The 15,487-nt window shown below is 59.2% G+C and carries 12 protein-coding genes and 1 tRNA gene; all 13 read left to right on the plus strand.

The features are described 5' to 3' along the window. The first annotated feature begins 103 nt into the window (after nucleotides 1-103). Nucleotides 104-179, plus strand: a tRNA-Trp gene (locus tag MnOB_RS19815). A gap of 47 nt (nucleotides 180-226) precedes the next feature. Beyond that, complete coding sequence (secE, locus tag MnOB_RS19820) at nucleotides 227-595, plus strand: preprotein translocase subunit SecE (RefSeq protein WP_077525952.1); 369 nt, start codon at nucleotides 227-229, stop codon at nucleotides 593-595. A 10-nt stretch (nucleotides 596-605) separates the two neighbouring features. After that, nucleotides 606-1,139: a transcription termination/antitermination protein NusG gene (gene nusG, locus MnOB_RS19825; RefSeq protein ID WP_028630537.1), complete on the plus strand. Its 534-nt coding sequence runs from the start codon at nucleotides 606-608 to the stop codon at nucleotides 1,137-1,139. A gap of 116 nt (nucleotides 1,140-1,255) precedes the next feature. Further along, nucleotides 1,256-1,687, plus strand: a complete 432-nt coding sequence (gene rplK / locus MnOB_RS19830; RefSeq protein ID WP_077525953.1) for a 50S ribosomal protein L11 — start codon at nucleotides 1,256-1,258, stop codon at nucleotides 1,685-1,687. Beyond that, a complete protein-coding gene (gene rplA, locus MnOB_RS19835; RefSeq protein ID WP_016490523.1) occupies nucleotides 1,687-2,382 on the plus strand; it encodes a 50S ribosomal protein L1 in 696 nt (231 codons plus the stop codon). The genes rplK and rplA overlap by 1 nt, the downstream gene beginning before the upstream one ends. A gap of 212 nt (nucleotides 2,383-2,594) precedes the next feature. Continuing rightward, on the plus strand, nucleotides 2,595-3,095 hold the full coding sequence (rplJ, locus tag MnOB_RS19840) for a 50S ribosomal protein L10 (protein WP_077525954.1): 501 nt from the start codon (nucleotides 2,595-2,597) through the stop codon (nucleotides 3,093-3,095). Between the two features lie 86 nt (nucleotides 3,096-3,181). Continuing rightward, a complete protein-coding gene (rplL, locus tag MnOB_RS19845; RefSeq protein WP_077525955.1) occupies nucleotides 3,182-3,550 on the plus strand; it encodes a 50S ribosomal protein L7/L12 in 369 nt (122 codons plus the stop codon). A gap of 221 nt (nucleotides 3,551-3,771) precedes the next feature. Further along, on the plus strand, nucleotides 3,772-7,845 hold the full coding sequence (gene rpoB / locus MnOB_RS19850; protein WP_077525956.1) for a DNA-directed RNA polymerase subunit beta: 4,074 nt from the start codon (nucleotides 3,772-3,774) through the stop codon (nucleotides 7,843-7,845). Nucleotides 7,846-7,912: 67 nt separating this feature from the next. After that, the gene (rpoC, locus tag MnOB_RS19855) at nucleotides 7,913-12,112 is read left to right on the plus strand and encodes a DNA-directed RNA polymerase subunit beta' (protein WP_077525957.1); all 4,200 of its coding nucleotides are present in this window, start codon (nucleotides 7,913-7,915) and stop codon (nucleotides 12,110-12,112) included. 163 nt (nucleotides 12,113-12,275) lie between these two features. Then, nucleotides 12,276-12,647, plus strand: a complete 372-nt coding sequence (gene rpsL, locus MnOB_RS19860) for a 30S ribosomal protein S12 (RefSeq protein ID WP_003448708.1) — start codon at nucleotides 12,276-12,278, stop codon at nucleotides 12,645-12,647. A 109-nt stretch (nucleotides 12,648-12,756) separates the two neighbouring features. Continuing rightward, nucleotides 12,757-13,227 (plus strand): 30S ribosomal protein S7, encoded by a 471-nt coding sequence (rpsG, locus tag MnOB_RS19865; RefSeq protein ID WP_003448710.1) that lies wholly within the window; start codon nucleotides 12,757-12,759, stop codon nucleotides 13,225-13,227. A gap of 30 nt (nucleotides 13,228-13,257) precedes the next feature. After that, nucleotides 13,258-15,393 (plus strand): elongation factor G, encoded by a 2,136-nt coding sequence (fusA, locus tag MnOB_RS19870; protein ID WP_077525958.1) that lies wholly within the window; start codon nucleotides 13,258-13,260, stop codon nucleotides 15,391-15,393. 30 nt (nucleotides 15,394-15,423) lie between these two features. Continuing rightward, nucleotides 15,424-15,487, plus strand: a 64-nt coding sequence (locus MnOB_RS29065; protein ID WP_234358239.1) for a hypothetical protein, incomplete at its 3' end; no start/stop codon positions are given.

Genomic DNA, 15,487 nt, shown 5'->3' on the forward strand with positions numbered 1-15,487 from the left:
AAGGCGGTCGTACCGTTGGCGCCGGCGTTGTAGCCAAGATCATCGAATAACGACTTGATCTTGGTGTATCAGGCCGGCATAATGGTCGGCCTGACTTTGTTACAGGCCAGTAGCTCAATTGGCAGAGCGGCGGTCTCCAAAACCGCAGGTTGGGGGTTCGATTCCCTCCTGGCCTGCCAGATTCCAAGAATGAGAATCTGGCATTTCTCTCACAGGATCTTAGCTGATGAATGCCAAGGCTGAAGCCAAAGAAGCACGCTTCGACGTTCTGAAGTGGGTCGTTGTGGTGGCTCTTGTTGCTGTTGGTGTGGTCGGCAATCAGTATTTCTCTGCTGAGCCGATTCTGTACCGAGTTCTCGCGCTTCTTGCTCTTGCTGCTGTTGCTGCTGTCGTGGCGCTGCAGACTGCCAAGGGTCAGGCTTTCTTTGTTCTTGCCAAGGAAGCTCGTGCGGAAATTCGCAAGGTTGTTTGGCCGACCCGTCAGGAAACCACCCAGACCACTCTGATTGTCGTGGCTGTCGTGCTGGTAATGGCGCTGCTGTTGTGGGGTCTTGATACCCTGCTCGGCTGGCTTGTTTCGTTGATTGTTGGTTAATAGGTGCGCCGTGGCTAAGCGTTGGTACGTTGTGCATGCCTACTCGGGTTACGAGAAGCATGTCATGCGCTCGCTGATCGAGCGCGTCAAGCTGGCTGGCATGGAAGACGAGTTCGGCGAGATTCTGGTCCCCACTGAAGAAGTGGTGGAGATGCGTAATGGCCAGAAGCGCAAGAGCGAGCGTAAGTTCTTCCCCGGCTACGTGCTGGTCCAGATGGAAATGAACGAGGCGACTTGGCACTTGATCAAGGATACGCCGCGTGTCATGGGCTTTATCGGTGGTACTGCCGACAAGCCTGCACCCATCACTGAGAAGGAAGCTGAGGCGATCCTGCGTCGCGTCGCTGATAGCGGTGACAAGCCGAAGCCGAAGACGCTGTTCGAGCCGGGTGAGACTGTTCGTGTTATCGACGGTCCGTTCGCTGATTTCAACGGCGTTGTCGAAGAGGTCAACTACGAGAAGAGCCGGATCCAGGTGGCCGTGCTCATCTTTGGCCGCTCTACGCCGGTAGAGCTGGAGTTCAGTCAGGTCGAGAAGGCTTAACTGACAATGGCATCCCAACCCCGCAGCCCTAGGTTGCGGGGTTTTGTCGTCACTGGGATAAACGCGAAAGCAATCGGGGAGCCTCAGGGCGCTAGAACCCGTAACTGGAGTTATACATGGCTAAGAAGATTCAAGCTTATATCAAGCTGCAAGTGAAGGCCGCTCAGGCCAACCCGTCGCCGCCGGTCGGCCCTGCTCTGGGTCAACACGGCGTGAACATCATGGAGTTCTGCAAGGCGTTCAACGCCAAGACTCAGGGCCTCGAGCCGGGTCTGCCGACTCCCGTGATCATCACCGTATACAGCGACCGTAGCTTCACCTTCGAGACCAAGAGCACCCCGGCTTCCGTGCTGCTGAAAAAAGCGGCCGGTATCGCCAGCGGCTCTCCGCGTCCGAACACCCAGAAAGTAGGCACCGTTACCCGTGCTCAGCTGGAAGAGATCGCTAAAGCCAAGAAGGCTGATCTCACTGCAGCTGACCTGGATGCGGCCGTGCGTAGCATCGCCGGCTCCGCTCGTAGCATGGGCCTGAACGTGGAGGGTGTGTAATGGCTAAGCTGACCAAGCGCCAAAAGGCAATCGCCGAGAAAGTAGAAGCTGGCAAGCAGTACGGCTTTGAAGATGCCGCCAAGCTGCTCGCTGAGCTGGCGACCTCCAAGTTCAAAGAGTCCGTGGACGTCTCCATTAATCTGGGCGTTGATCCGCGTAAATCCGACCAGGTCGTTCGTGGTGCCACCGTTCTGCCGAACGGCACTGGCAGGAGCGTCCGCGTTGCCGTGTTCACCCAGGGTCCGGCTGCTGAAGCCGCTCTGGCCGCCGGCGCCGAGAAAGTCGGTATGGACGAACTGGCCGCCGAGATGAAAGCCGGCGACCTGAACTACGACGTGGTCATCGCCTCCCCGGACGCGATGCGTGTCGTCGGTCAGTTGGGCCAGATCCTCGGTCCGCGCGGCCTGATGCCGAACCCGAAGGTTGGTACCGTGACTCCGGACGTGGCTACCGCTGTGAAGAACGCCAAGGCTGGTCAGGTGCGTTTCCGTACCGACAAGAACGGCATCATTCACGCTTCCGTTGGCAAGGTCGACTTCGAGCCGATCAAGCTGAAGCAGAACGTTGAAGCTCTGCTGGCTGATCTGAAGCGTCTGAAGCCGTCCACCTCCAAGGGTGTGTACCTGAAGCGCGTGACCCTGAGCACCACCATGGGCCCGGGTCTGCAGATCGATCAGGCTTCCCTCGAAGGCTAAGTGATAAAGGCGCGGCGGACTTATCCGTCGCGCCAGGTATTGGGGTCCCTGCCTGGCGGGGGCTATCCAAGACCGTAGGCGGCGCAAGCCTCAAACCGGGAAGCGATTTCCGAGCCTACGCAGATGGTGCTCCCGATTCGTTTACCGAATCAGACACCAAAACGCCGTCCGGCTCCGGCTGGACGAAACGGTAACATCCAGGAGTTAGACCCGTGGCAATTAAACTCGAAGACAAGAAGGCCATCGTCGCTGAAGTCAACGAGGCTGCCAAAGCTGGCCTGTCCGCTGTCGTGGCTGATGCCCGTGGCGTGACCGTAGCCGCTATGACCGGACTCCGTAAAGAGGCCCGCGAGGCTGGTGTGTACGTGCGTGTCGTACGTAACACCCTGGCTCGCCGCGCCGTTGCTGGCACTCAGTTCGAAGTGCTCAACGACGTGTTCAAAGGCCCGACCCTGATTGCGTTCTCCAATGAACATCCGGGCGCTGCTGCTCGTATCTTCAAGGATTTCGCCAAGGGTCAGGACAAGTTCGAGATCAAGGCCGCTGCATTCGAGGGCCAGTTCCTCGCAGCCAATCAGATCGACGTACTGGCGACCCTGCCGACCTACAACGAAGCCGTTGCACAGCTGATGAGCGTTATCCAAGGCGCTACCAGCAAGCTGGCTCGTACTCTGGCGGCAATTCGCGACCAGAAAGAAGGCGCTGCTGCCTGATCCAGGCCGCATAACCCTCTTTCAAGCTGAATCTTTCAAAATTTTGATGGCCGCATAGGCTGTCCACCTATACAGGAATTAGAGTCATGGCTCTGACCAACGAAGACATCATCAACGCCGTATCCGAAATGTCCGTCATGCAGATCGTTGAACTGATCAAGGCGATGGAAGAGAAGTTCGGTGTTACCGCTGCTGCTGCCGTTGCCGCTGGCCCGGCTGCTGCCGCTGCTGTCGTTGAAGAACAAACCGAGTTCAACATCATCCTGACCGAAGCCGGCGATAAGAAAGTGAACGTGATCAAAGTCGTTCGCGAACTGACCGGTCTGGGTCTGAAAGAAGCCAAGGCAGTAGTTGACGGCGCCCCGGGCGTGGTCAAGGAAGGCGCTTCCAAGGAAGAGGCCGAAGCTGCCAAGAAAGCTCTGGAAGAAGCTGGCGCCAAAGTCGAGCTCAAGTAAGCGACGACCTTGCGTCAACAGCCGAAGCGCTTCGCGCAAGGCTGACGGCTGGTGGCTTCTGCCACCGGCCTTTTTCCGTTCTAGGTGGTTGTCTTGGGACGCCACCCTGGACGTGACCCGACCCCTATTGAGGGGCGGAGCAAACCAAGGGGTTTGCACGATTTTCTGGCTACTCCCGTCGGAGGGGCCAAACAAGCAGGTGACCAAGCTGGGGAACGCTGATGGCTTACTCATATACTGAGAAAAAACGTATCCGCAAAGACTTTAGCAAGTTGCCGGACGTCATGGATGTACCTTACCTCCTGGCCATCCAGCTGGATTCGTATCGCGAATTCCTGCAGGCGGGAGTCAGCAAAGATCAATTCCGTGACATCGGCCTGCACGCGGCCTTCAAGTCTGTTTTCCCGATCATCAGCTATTCCGGCAACGCTGCTCTGGAATATGTCGGCTATCGCCTGGGCGAGCCGGCATTCGATGTCAAGGAATGCGTGCTGCGCGGCGTGACCTTCGCTGTGCCGCTGCGGGTAAAAGTCCGTCTGATCATCTTCGACAAAGAGTCGTCGAACAAAGCGATCAAGGACATCAAGGAACAAGAAGTCTACATGGGGGAAATCCCCCTGATGACCGAGAACGGTACCTTCATCATCAACGGTACCGAGCGCGTCATCGTCTCCCAGCTGCACCGCTCTCCTGGCGTGTTCTTCGACCACGACCGTGGCAAGACCCACAGCTCGGGCAAGCTGCTGTACTCCGCTCGCATCATTCCCTACCGCGGTTCCTGGCTGGACTTCGAGTTCGATCCGAAGGACTGCGTATTCGTGCGTATCGACCGTCGCCGCAAACTGCCGGCCACCGTCCTGCTGCGCGCGCTGAACTACAGCACTGAAGAAGTGCTGAATGCGTTCTACGCAACCAACGTATTCCACGTGAAGGGCGAAGGCCTGCACCTGGAACTGGTTCCGCAGCGTCTGCGTGGCGAGATCGCCGTGTTCGACATCAAGGACCAGAACGGCAAGGTGATCGTGGAGCAGGGCCGTCGTATCACTGCCCGCCACATCAACCAGCTGGAAAAGGCCAGCATCAAAGAGCTGGAAGTCCCGATGGACTACGTGCTTGGCCGTACTTCCGCCAAGGCCATCGTGCATCCGGCTACCGGCGAGATCATCGCCGAGTGCAACACCGAGCTGACTACCGACCTGCTGGTGAAGATCGCCAAGGCCCAGGTTGTCCGCATCGAAACCCTGTACACCAACGACATCGACTGCGGTCCGTTCATTTCGGACACCCTGAAGATCGACTCCACCGGCAACCAGTTGGAAGCCCTGGTCGAGATCTACCGCATGATGCGTCCTGGTGAGCCGCCGACCAAGGAAGCTGCCGAGACCCTGTTCAACAACCTGTTCTTCAGCGCCGAGCGTTACGATCTGTCCGCCGTGGGCCGCATGAAGTTCAACCGTCGTATCGGTCGCACCGAGATCGAAGGTTCGGGCGTGCTGAGCAAGGAAGACATCGTCGACGTACTGAAGACCCTGGTCGACATCCGTAACGGCAAGGGCATCGTCGACGACATCGACCACCTGGGTAACCGTCGCGTGCGTTGCGTCGGTGAGATGGCCGAGAACCAGTTCCGTGTTGGCCTGGTGCGCGTCGAGCGCGCGGTCAAGGAACGTCTGTCGATGGCCGAAAGCGAAGGCCTGATGCCGCAAGACCTGATCAACGCCAAGCCGGTGGCTGCGGCGATCAAGGAATTCTTCGGCTCCAGCCAGCTGTCCCAGTTCATGGACCAGAACAACCCACTCTCCGAAATCACCCACAAGCGCCGCGTTTCCGCACTCGGCCCAGGTGGTCTGACTCGTGAGCGCGCGGGCTTCGAGGTTCGTGACGTACACCCGACCCACTACGGCCGTGTGTGCCCGATCGAAACCCCTGAAGGTCCGAACATCGGTCTGATCAACTCCCTGGCGACCTACGCTCGCACCAACCAGTACGGCTTCCTGGAAAGCCCGTACCGCGTTGTGAACGGCACCCAGGTCACCGACGAGATCGTCTTCCTCTCCGCCATCGAAGAGGCCGACCACGTCATCGCTCAGGCATCGGCAACGATGAACGAGCAGGGCCAACTGGTCGACGAGCTGGTAGCCGTACGTCACCTGAACGAATTCACCGTGAAGGCACCGGAAGACGTAACCCTGATGGACGTCTCTCCGAAGCAGGTCGTATCCGTTGCTGCCTCGCTGATTCCGTTCCTCGAACACGACGACGCCAACCGCGCACTCATGGGCTCGAACATGCAGCGTCAGGCCGTGCCGACCCTGCGTGCCGACAAGCCTCTGGTAGGTACCGGCATGGAGCGCAACGTTGCGCGCGACTCCGGTGTCTGCGTCGTGGCCCGTCGTGGCGGCGTGATCGACTCGGTCGATGCCAGCCGTATCGTGGTTCGTGTCAACGATGACGAAGTCGAGACTGGCGAAGCCGGCGTCGACATCTACAACCTGACCAAATACACCCGTTCCAACCAGAACACCTGCATCAACCAGCGTCCGCTGGTGCAGAAGGGTGATGTGGTCGCTCGCGCCGACATCCTCGCCGATGGTCCGTCCACCGACATGGGCGAACTCGCTCTGGGTCAGAACATGCGCGTCGCGTTCATGCCCTGGAACGGTTTCAACTTCGAGGACTCCATCTGCCTGTCCGAGCGCGTGGTGCAGGAAGATCGCTTCACCACTATCCACATCCAGGAACTGACCTGTGTGGCGCGTGACACCAAGCTCGGCCCAGAAGAAATCACCGCGGACATCCCCAACGTGGGCGAAGCTGCGCTGAACAAGCTGGACGAAGCCGGTATCGTCTACGTCGGTGCTGAGGTTCAGGCTGGCGACATCCTGGTCGGCAAGGTCACTCCGAAAGGCGAGACCCAACTGACTCCGGAAGAGAAGCTGCTGCGTGCGATCTTCGGTGAGAAGGCGTCCGACGTTAAGGACACCTCCCTGCGCGTGCCGACTGGCACCAAGGGCACCGTAATCGACGTCCAGGTCTTCACTCGTGACGGTGTCGAGCGCGATTCCCGTGCGCTGTCCATCGAGAAGATGCAGCTGGACGAGATCCGCAAGGACCTGAACGAAGAGTTCCGTATCGTCGAAGGCGCTACCTTCGAGCGTCTGCGTTCCGCTCTGGTCGGCCAGATTGCCGAAGGCGGCGCCGGCGTGAAGAAAGGCACCGAGATCACCAACGAGTACCTCGACGGCCTCGAGCGCGGCCAGTGGTTCAAGCTGCGCATGGCTGAAGACGCACTGAACGAGCAGCTGGAAAAGGCCCAGGCCTACCTGTCTGATCGTCGCCAGATGCTGGATGACAAGTTCGAAGACAAGAAACGCAAGCTGCAGCAGGGCGACGACCTGGCTCCGGGCGTGCTGAAGATCGTCAAGGTCTACCTGGCCATCAAGCGTCGTATCCAGCCGGGCGACAAGATGGCCGGCCGTCACGGTAACAAGGGTGTGGTCTCCGTGATCATGCCGGTCGAAGACATGCCCCACGATGCCAATGGCACTCCGGTGGACATCGTCCTCAACCCGCTGGGCGTACCGTCTCGTATGAACGTCGGTCAGATCCTCGAAACCCACCTGGGCCTCGCTGCCAAGGGTCTGGGCGAGAAGATCAACCGCATGATGGAAGAGCAGCGCAAGATCGCTGAACTGCGCGAATTCCTCCATGAGATCTACAACGAGATCGGTGGTCGTCAGGAAAGCCTGAACGAGCTGAGCGACCAGGAAATCCTGGACCTGGCCAAGAACCTGAAGGGCGGCGTACCCATGGCCACCCCGGTGTTCGACGGTGCCAAGGAAAGCGAGATCAAGGCCATGCTGAAGCTCGCCGACCTGCCGGAAAGCGGTCAGATGCGCCTGTTCGACGGCCGTACCGGCAATCAGTTCGAGCGTCCGACCACCGTCGGCTACATGTACATGCTCAAGCTGAACCACCTGGTCGACGACAAGATGCACGCACGTTCCACCGGTTCTTACAGCCTGGTTACCCAGCAGCCGCTGGGTGGTAAGGCGCAGTTCGGTGGCCAGCGTTTCGGGGAGATGGAGGTCTGGGCACTGGAAGCCTACGGTGCCGCCTACACCCTGCAGGAAATGCTGACCGTGAAGTCGGACGACGTGAACGGCCGGACCAAGATGTACAAAAACATCGTGGACGGCGATCACCGCATGGAGGCCGGCATGCCCGAGTCCTTCAACGTGTTGATCAAAGAGATCCGCTCGCTCGGCATCGACATCGAACTGGAAACCGAATAACACGCGACGCCCAAAACGCTACGGCTGGTCAAGGCCGGTCGTAGCGGGTCCGTGAGGAGGAAAGGCCTTGAAAGACTTGCTGAATCTGTTGAAAAACCAGGGTCAAATCGAAGAGTTCGATGCCATCCGTATTGGTCTGGCCTCGCCCGAGATGATCCGTTCCTGGTCCTTCGGTGAAGTGAAAAAGCCGGAGACCATCAACTACCGTACCTTCAAGCCGGAGCGCGATGGCCTGTTCTGCGCCAAGATCTTCGGCCCGGTGAAGGACTATGAGTGCCTGTGCGGTAAGTACAAGCGCCTCAAGCATCGCGGTGTGATCTGCGAGAAGTGCGGTGTTGAAGTCGCCCTGGCCAAGGTGCGCCGTGAGCGCATGGGCCACATCGAGCTGGCTTCGCCCGTAGCCCACATCTGGTTCCTGAAGTCCCTGCCGTCCCGTATCGGCCTGCTGCTGGACATGACCCTGCGTGACATCGAACGCGTGCTCTATTTCGAGAGCTACGTGGTGATCGATCCGGGCATGACCACCCTCGAGAAAGGCCAGCTGCTGAACGACGAGCAGTACTTCGAAGCCCTCGAAGAGTTCGGTGATGACTTCGACGCCCGTATGGGGGCCGAGGCTGTTCGCGAGCTGCTCAACGCCATCGACCTGGATCATGAAATCGGCCGTCTGCGCGAAGAAATCCCGCAGACCAATTCCGAGACCAAGATCAAGAAGCTGTCCAAGCGCCTGAAGCTGATGGAAGCCTTCAAGGACTCCGGCAACCATCCCGAGTGGATGGTGCTGACCGTCCTGCCGGTGCTGCCGCCGGACCTGCGTCCGCTGGTCCCGCTGGATGGCGGTCGCTTCGCGACCTCCGACCTGAACGACCTGTATCGTCGGGTGATCAACCGTAACAACCGTCTGAAGCGCCTGCTCGACCTGGCTGCTCCGGACATCATCGTGCGCAACGAAAAGCGCATGCTGCAGGAAGCTGTCGATGCCCTGCTGGACAACGGCCGTCGTGGCCGTGCCATCACCGGCTCGAACAAGCGCCCGCTGAAGTCCCTGGCCGACATGATCAAGGGCAAGCAGGGCCGCTTCCGTCAGAACCTGCTCGGTAAGCGCGTGGACTACTCCGGCCGTTCGGTAATTACCGTAGGTCCGACCCTGCGCCTGCACCAGTGCGGTCTGCCCAAGAAGATGGCTCTCGAGCTGTTCAAGCCGTTCATCTTCGGCAAGCTGGAAGCCCGCGGCATGGCCACCACCATCAAGGCGGCCAAGAAGATGGTCGAGCGCGAACTGCCCGAGGTCTGGGACGTTCTCGCCGAAGTCATCCGCGAACACCCCGTACTGCTGAACCGTGCGCCGACCCTGCACCGTCTGGGCATCCAGGCGTTCGAGCCGGTCCTCATCGAAGGCAAGGCCATCCAGCTGCATCCGCTGGTCTGCGCCGCGTATAACGCCGACTTCGACGGTGACCAGATGGCCGTTCACGTTCCGCTGACCCTCGAGGCCCAGCTGGAAGCGCGCGCGCTGATGATGTCCACCAACAACATCCTCTCGCCTGCCAACGGCGAGCCGATCATCGTTCCGTCGCAGGACGTGGTTCTGGGTCTGTACTACATGACCCGTGAAGCCGTTAACGCCAAGGGCGAAGGTCGCGTGTTCGCGGACCTGCAGGAAGTCGACCGCGTATTCCGCGCCGGTGAAGCGTCCCTGCACGCCCGCGTGAAAGTGCGCATCAACGAGACCGTGAAGGACAAGGACGGCTCCATCACCAAGAACACCCGCATCGTCGACACCACTGTCGGCCGTGCGCTGCTGTTCCAGGTGGTCCCGGCCGGCCTGTCGTACGACGTCGTCAACCAGCCGATGAAGAAGAAGGCGATCTCCAAGCTGATCAACCAGTGCTATCGCGTGGTAGGTCTGAAGGACACCGTCATCTTCGCTGACCAGTTGATGTACACCGGTTTCGCCTACTCCACCATTTCCGGTGTTTCCATCGGTGTGAACGACTTCGTCATCCCCGATGAGAAGGCTCGCATCATCGATGCCGCTACCGAGGAAGTGAAGGAAATCGAATCCCAGTACGCCTCCGGCCTGGTAACCCAGGGCGAGAAGTACAACAAGGTGATCGACCTTTGGTCCAAGGCCAACGACGAAGTGTCCAAGGCGATGATGGCCAACCTCTCGAAAGAGAAGGTTGTCGATCGCGAGGGCAAGGAAGTCGACCAGGAGTCCTTCAACTCCATGTACATGATGGCGGACTCCGGTGCGCGGGGTTCCGCGGCCCAGATCCGTCAGCTGGCCGGCATGCGTGGCCTGATGGCCAAGCCGGACGGCTCCATCATTGAAACCCCGATCACCGCGAACTTCCGTGAAGGCCTGAACGTACTCCAGTACTTCATCTCCACTCACGGTGCTCGTAAAGGTCTGGCGGATACCGCACTGAAGACCGCGAACTCCGGTTACCTGACTCGTCGTCTGGTCGACGTCGCCCAGGACCTGGTAGTAACCGAGGTTGACTGCGGCACCGAGCACGGTCTGCTGATGACCCCGCACATCGAAGGCGGCGACGTCGTCGAGCCTCTGGGTGAGCGCGTACTGGGCCGTGTCATTGCCCGTGACGTGTTCAAGCCGGGCTCCGATGAAGTCATCGTGCCGGCCGGTACTCTGGTCGATGAGCAGTGGGTTGAGTTCATCGAGCGCATGAGCGTCGACGAAGTGATCGTGCGTTCCCCGATCAGCTGCGAAACCCGCTACGGCATCTGCGCCAAGTGCTACGGTCGTGACCTGGCGCGTGGCCACCAGGTGAACATCGGTGAAGCGGTCGGCGTAATCGCTGCCCAGTCCATCGGTGAGCCGGGTACCCAGCTGACCATGCGTACCTTCCACATCGGTGGTGCGGCCAGCCGTACTTCCGCAGCCGACAACGTCCAGGTTAAGAACGGCGGTACCATCCGCCTGCATAACCTGAAGCACGTCGAGAACCTCAACGGCCACCTGGTTGCCGTATCCCGTTCCGGCGAGCTGGCCGTGGCCGACGACTTCGGTCGCGAGCGCGAGCGTTACAAGCTGCCGTATGGTGCTGTGATCTCCGTCAAGGAAGGCGACAAGGTCGATCCGGGCGCCATCGTTGCCAAGTGGGACCCGCACACCCACCCGATCGTGACCGAAATGAAGGGTACCGTTACCTTCGTCGGCATGGAGGAGGGCATCACCATCAAGCGCCAGACCGACGAACTGACCGGTCTGACCAACATCGAGGTTCTGGATCCGAAGGATCGTCCGGCTGCTGGCAAGGACATTCGTCCGGCCGTGAAGCTGGTCGACGCCAATGGCAAGGAACTGCTGCTGCCGGGTACCGACGTTCCCGCCCAGTACTTCCTGCCGGCGAACGCCCTGGTTGGCGTGGCCGACGGTTCGCAAGTGGGCGTGGGTGACGTTATCGCCCGTATCCCGCAGGAAACCTCGAAGACCCGCGACATCACCGGTGGTCTGCCGCGCGTTGCCGACCTGTTCGAAGCTCGTCGTCCGAAAGAGCCTTCGATCCTGGCGGAAATCAGCGGCACCATTTCCTTCGGCAAGGAGACCAAAGGCAAGCGCCGTCTGGTCATCACTCCGAACGATGGCAGCGATCCGTACGAGGAGCTGATTCCGAAGTGGCGTCACCTGAACGTGTTCGAAGGCGAACAGGTGAACCGCGGCGAAGTTATCTCCGACGGCCCGAGCAACCCGCACGACATCCTGCGCCTGCTGGGTGTCAGCGCGCTGGCCAAGTACATCGTCAACGAGATCCAGGACGTGTACCGCCTGCAGGGCGTGAAGATCAACGACAAGCACATCGAAACCATCCTGCGTCAGATGCTGCGCAAGGTCGAGATTGCCGAGTCGGGTGATTCCAGCTTCATCAAGGGCGACCAGATGGAACTGACCCAGGTGCTGGAAGAGAACGAGCGTCTGGCGACCGAAGATCGCTTCATCGCCAAGTTCGAACGCGTCCTGCTGGGTATCACCAAGGCCTCGCTGTCCACCGAGTCGTTCATCTCCGCGGCGTCCTTCCAGGAAACCACCCGCGTCCTCACCGAGGCGGCGGTTACCGGCAAGCGCGACTACCTGCGCGGCCTGAAGGAAAACGTTGTTGTGGGTCGACTGATCCCGGCTGGTACCGGTCTGGCCTACCACAGCGAGCGCAAACGTCAGCGTGAAGCCGGCAAGCCGGTTCGCGTGAGCGCGAGCGAAGTGGAAGCAGCGCTGACCGAAGCGCTGAACTCCAGCAGCAACTAAGCGTGATACCCCCAGAGGCCTTGGCCGTCGGGGGGTATTGCCTTGACGGGGACATTGAGTCTCTTTAGACTCATGCACCCCTAAATTTGGCAGGGCGCTATGCCCTGTCATTTTGCTTTCTTTGTAAGGCAATAGCGTCGAAAGACAACAGTGGAGCAATTAGATGGCAACTATTAACCAGCTGGTGCGTAAGCCGCGCAGCCGTATCGTCGAGAAATCCGACGTACCTGCGCTGCAGAACTGCCCGCAGCGTCGTGGCGTATGCACCCGCGTCTACACCACCACGCCGAAGAAACCGAACTCCGCACTCCGTAAGGTTTGCCGTGTTCGTCTGACCAACGGCTACGAAGTGACTTCGTACATCGGTGGTGAAGGTCACAACCTGCAAGAGCACAGCGTAGTGCTGATCCGTGGCGGTCGTGTAAAGGACCTTCCGGGTGTGCGTTACCACACCGTGCGCGGTTCGCTGGATACCACCGGCGTTAAAGACCGTAAGCAGGGTCGTTCCAAGTACGGTACCAAGCGTCCGAAGTAATTCGGTGCTTAATCAGTTTTTTTATTCATTGAGTCGATAAGAGTAAGGTCGGGCGTAACCGAATGGTTATGGTCCCGGGCTAACCTGAAGACCGTTTGAGGGCTTATCAATGCCAAGACGTCGTGTAGCAGCCAAGCGTGAGATTCTGGACGATCCGAAATACGGAAGCCTGATCCTCGCCAAGTTCATGAACCACGTGATGGAAAGCGGCAAGAAGGCCGTAGCCGAGCGCATCGTTTACGGTGCCCTGGATACCGTCAAATCCCGCAAGAACAGCGATCCCCTGGAAATCTTCGAGAAAGCTCTCGACGCCATCGCTCCGCTGGTCGAAGTAAAGTCCCGCCGTGTAGGCGGTGCCACTTACCAGGTTCCGGTCGAAGTTCGTCCGTCCCGTCGTAATGCTCTGGCCATGCGTTGGCTGGTTGAGTCCGCGCGCAAGCGTGGCGAGAAGTCCATGGCCCTGCGCCTGGCAGGCGAGCTGCTGGATGCCTTCGATGGCAAAGGCGCTGCTGTCAAGAAGCGTGAAGACGTGCATCGTATGGCTGAGGCCAACAAAGCGTTCTCGCACTACCGCTTCTAATTACGGCATCCATTCTTTTGCGAGGGCTTTATGGCTCGTAATACAGCAATTAACCGCTATCGCAACATCGGCATCTGCGCCCACGTTGACGCGGGCAAGACCACCACGACTGAGCGCATCCTGTTCTACACAGGCCTGAGCCACAAGATGGGTGAAGTTCACGATGGCGCGGCCACCACCGACTGGATGGTGCAGGAGCAGGAGCGTGGTATTACCATTACCTCTGCTGCCATCACCACCTTCTGGGAAGGTTCGCGTGGTCAGTACGACAAGTACCGCGTAAACGTCATCGACACCCCCGGCCACGTAGACTTCACCATTGAGGTGGAGCGTTCTCTGCGCGTGCTGGACGGTGCTGTCGTTGTGTTCTGCGGCACTTCCGGTGTTGAGCCCCAGTCCGAAACCGTATGGCGTCAAGCCAACAAGTACGGCGTTCCGCGTATCGTCTACGTGAACAAGATGGACCGCGCTGGCGCCAACTTCCTGCGCGTGGTCGGCCAGATCAAGAACCGCCTGGGTCACACCCCGGTTCCGGTTCAGTTGGCCATCGGTGCTGAGGACGAGTTCCAGGGTCAGGTCGATCTGCTGAAGATGAAGGCCATCTACTGGAACGAAGACGACAAGGGCACCTCCTATCGCGAGGAAGAGATTCCCGCTGAGCTGGTGGACCTGGCAAACGAGTGGCGCAACAACATGGTTGAGGCTGCTGCCGAGGCCAACGAAGAGCTGATGAACAAGTACCTGGAAGAAGGCGAGCTGACGATCGAAGAGATCAAGGCCGGCCTGCGTCAGCGTACTATCGCCTGCGAAATCGTTCCGGCTGTCTGCGGTTCCTCTTTCAAGAACAAGGGCGTGCCCCTGGTACTTGACGCCGTTATCGACTTCCTGCCTGCTCCGACCGAGATCCCTGCTATCCAGGGTATCCACCCGGATCACATTGACCACGGCGACGACGCTCCGAAAGACGATCGTCCTGCTGACGACAATGCTCCGTTCTCGGCTCTGGCATTCAAGATCGCCACTGACCCGTTCGTAGGTACTCTGACCTTCGTACGCGTCTACTCTGGCGTTCTGGAGTCTGGTAACTCGGTTATCAACTCCGTAAAAGGCAAGAAAGAGCGCGTTGGTCGTATGGTGCAGATGCACGCCAACCAGCGTGACGAGATCAAAGAAGTACGCGCTGGCGACATCGCTGCTCTGATTGGCATGAAGGACGTCACCACCGGTGACACCCTGTGCGATATCGAGAAGCCGATCATCCTCGAGCGTATGGACTTCCCGGAGCCGGTAATCTCGGTGGCTGTTGAGCCGAAGACCAAGGCTGACCAGGAGAAGATGGGCATTGCCCTCGGCAAGCTGGCTCAGGAAGACCCGTCGTTCCGCGTCAAGACCGACGAAGAAACCGGCCAGACCATCATTTCTGGCATGGGTGAGCTGCACCTGGACATCCTCGTCGACCGCATGAAGCGCGAGTTCGGCGTTGAGGCCAACATCGGCAAGCCGCAGGTTTCCTACCGCGAAACCATCTCCAAGGACAATGTCGAGATCGAAGGCAAGTTCGTTCGTCAGTCCGGTGGTCGTGGTCAGTTCGGTCACTGCTGGATCCGCTTCTCCTCTGCTGACGTGGATGAGAAAGGCAACATCGCCGAAGGTCTGGTGTTCACCAACGAAGTCGTGGGTGGTGTGATTCCGAAGGAATACATCCCGGCGATCCAGAAGGGCATCGAAGAGCAGATGAAAAACGGCGTTGTTGCCGGCTACCCGCTCATCGGCCTGAAGGCTTCCGTGTTCGATGGTTCCTACCACGACGTCGACTCCAACGAGATGGCGTTCAAGATCGCTGCCTCCATGGCGACCAAGCAGCTGGCCCAGAAGGGCGGCGGTAAAGTGCTTGAGCCGATCATGAAGGTAGAGGTGGTGACCCCCGAGGACTACATGGGTGACGTGATGGGTGACCTGAACCGTCGTCGTGGCCTGATTCAGGGGATGGAAGACAGCGTTTCCGGTAAGGTAATTCGTGCCGAGGTTCCGCTGGGCGAGATGTTCGGTTATGCGACCGACGTGCGTTCCATGTCCCAGGGTCGCGCGAGCTACTCCATGGAATTCTCCAAATACGCCGAAGCTCCGTCGAACGTCGTCGAAGCACTGGTTAAAAAACAAGGTTGATTCAGCCCTTTAAGTAAGAGGTTTACTGTCGTGGCTAAAGAAAAATTTGAACGTAACAAACCGCACGTCAACGTTGGCACCATCGGTCACGTTG

Source organism: Metapseudomonas resinovorans (assembly GCF_002003485.1).
Taxonomy (GTDB): Bacteria; Pseudomonadota; Gammaproteobacteria; order Pseudomonadales; family Pseudomonadaceae; genus Metapseudomonas; species Metapseudomonas resinovorans_D.

Bases quoted from the DNA above. Each gene is read 5' to 3' on its own strand.
- rpsG (WP_003448710.1), top strand. From the start codon at position 12,757: ATGCCAAGACGTCGTGTAGCAGCCAAGCGTGAGATTCTGGACGATCCG.
- secE (WP_077525952.1), top strand. From the start codon at position 227: ATGAATGCCAAGGCTGAAGCCAAAGAAGCACGCTTCGACGTTCTGAAG.
- rplK (WP_077525953.1), top strand. From the start codon at position 1,256: ATGGCTAAGAAGATTCAAGCTTATATCAAGCTGCAAGTGAAGGCCGCT.
- fusA (WP_077525958.1), top strand. From the start codon at position 13,258: ATGGCTCGTAATACAGCAATTAACCGCTATCGCAACATCGGCATCTGC.
- rpsL (WP_003448708.1), top strand. From the start codon at position 12,276: ATGGCAACTATTAACCAGCTGGTGCGTAAGCCGCGCAGCCGTATCGTC.
- rpoB (WP_077525956.1), top strand. From the start codon at position 3,772: ATGGCTTACTCATATACTGAGAAAAAACGTATCCGCAAAGACTTTAGC.
- rplL (WP_077525955.1), top strand. From the start codon at position 3,182: ATGGCTCTGACCAACGAAGACATCATCAACGCCGTATCCGAAATGTCC.
- rplA (WP_016490523.1), top strand. From the start codon at position 1,687: ATGGCTAAGCTGACCAAGCGCCAAAAGGCAATCGCCGAGAAAGTAGAA.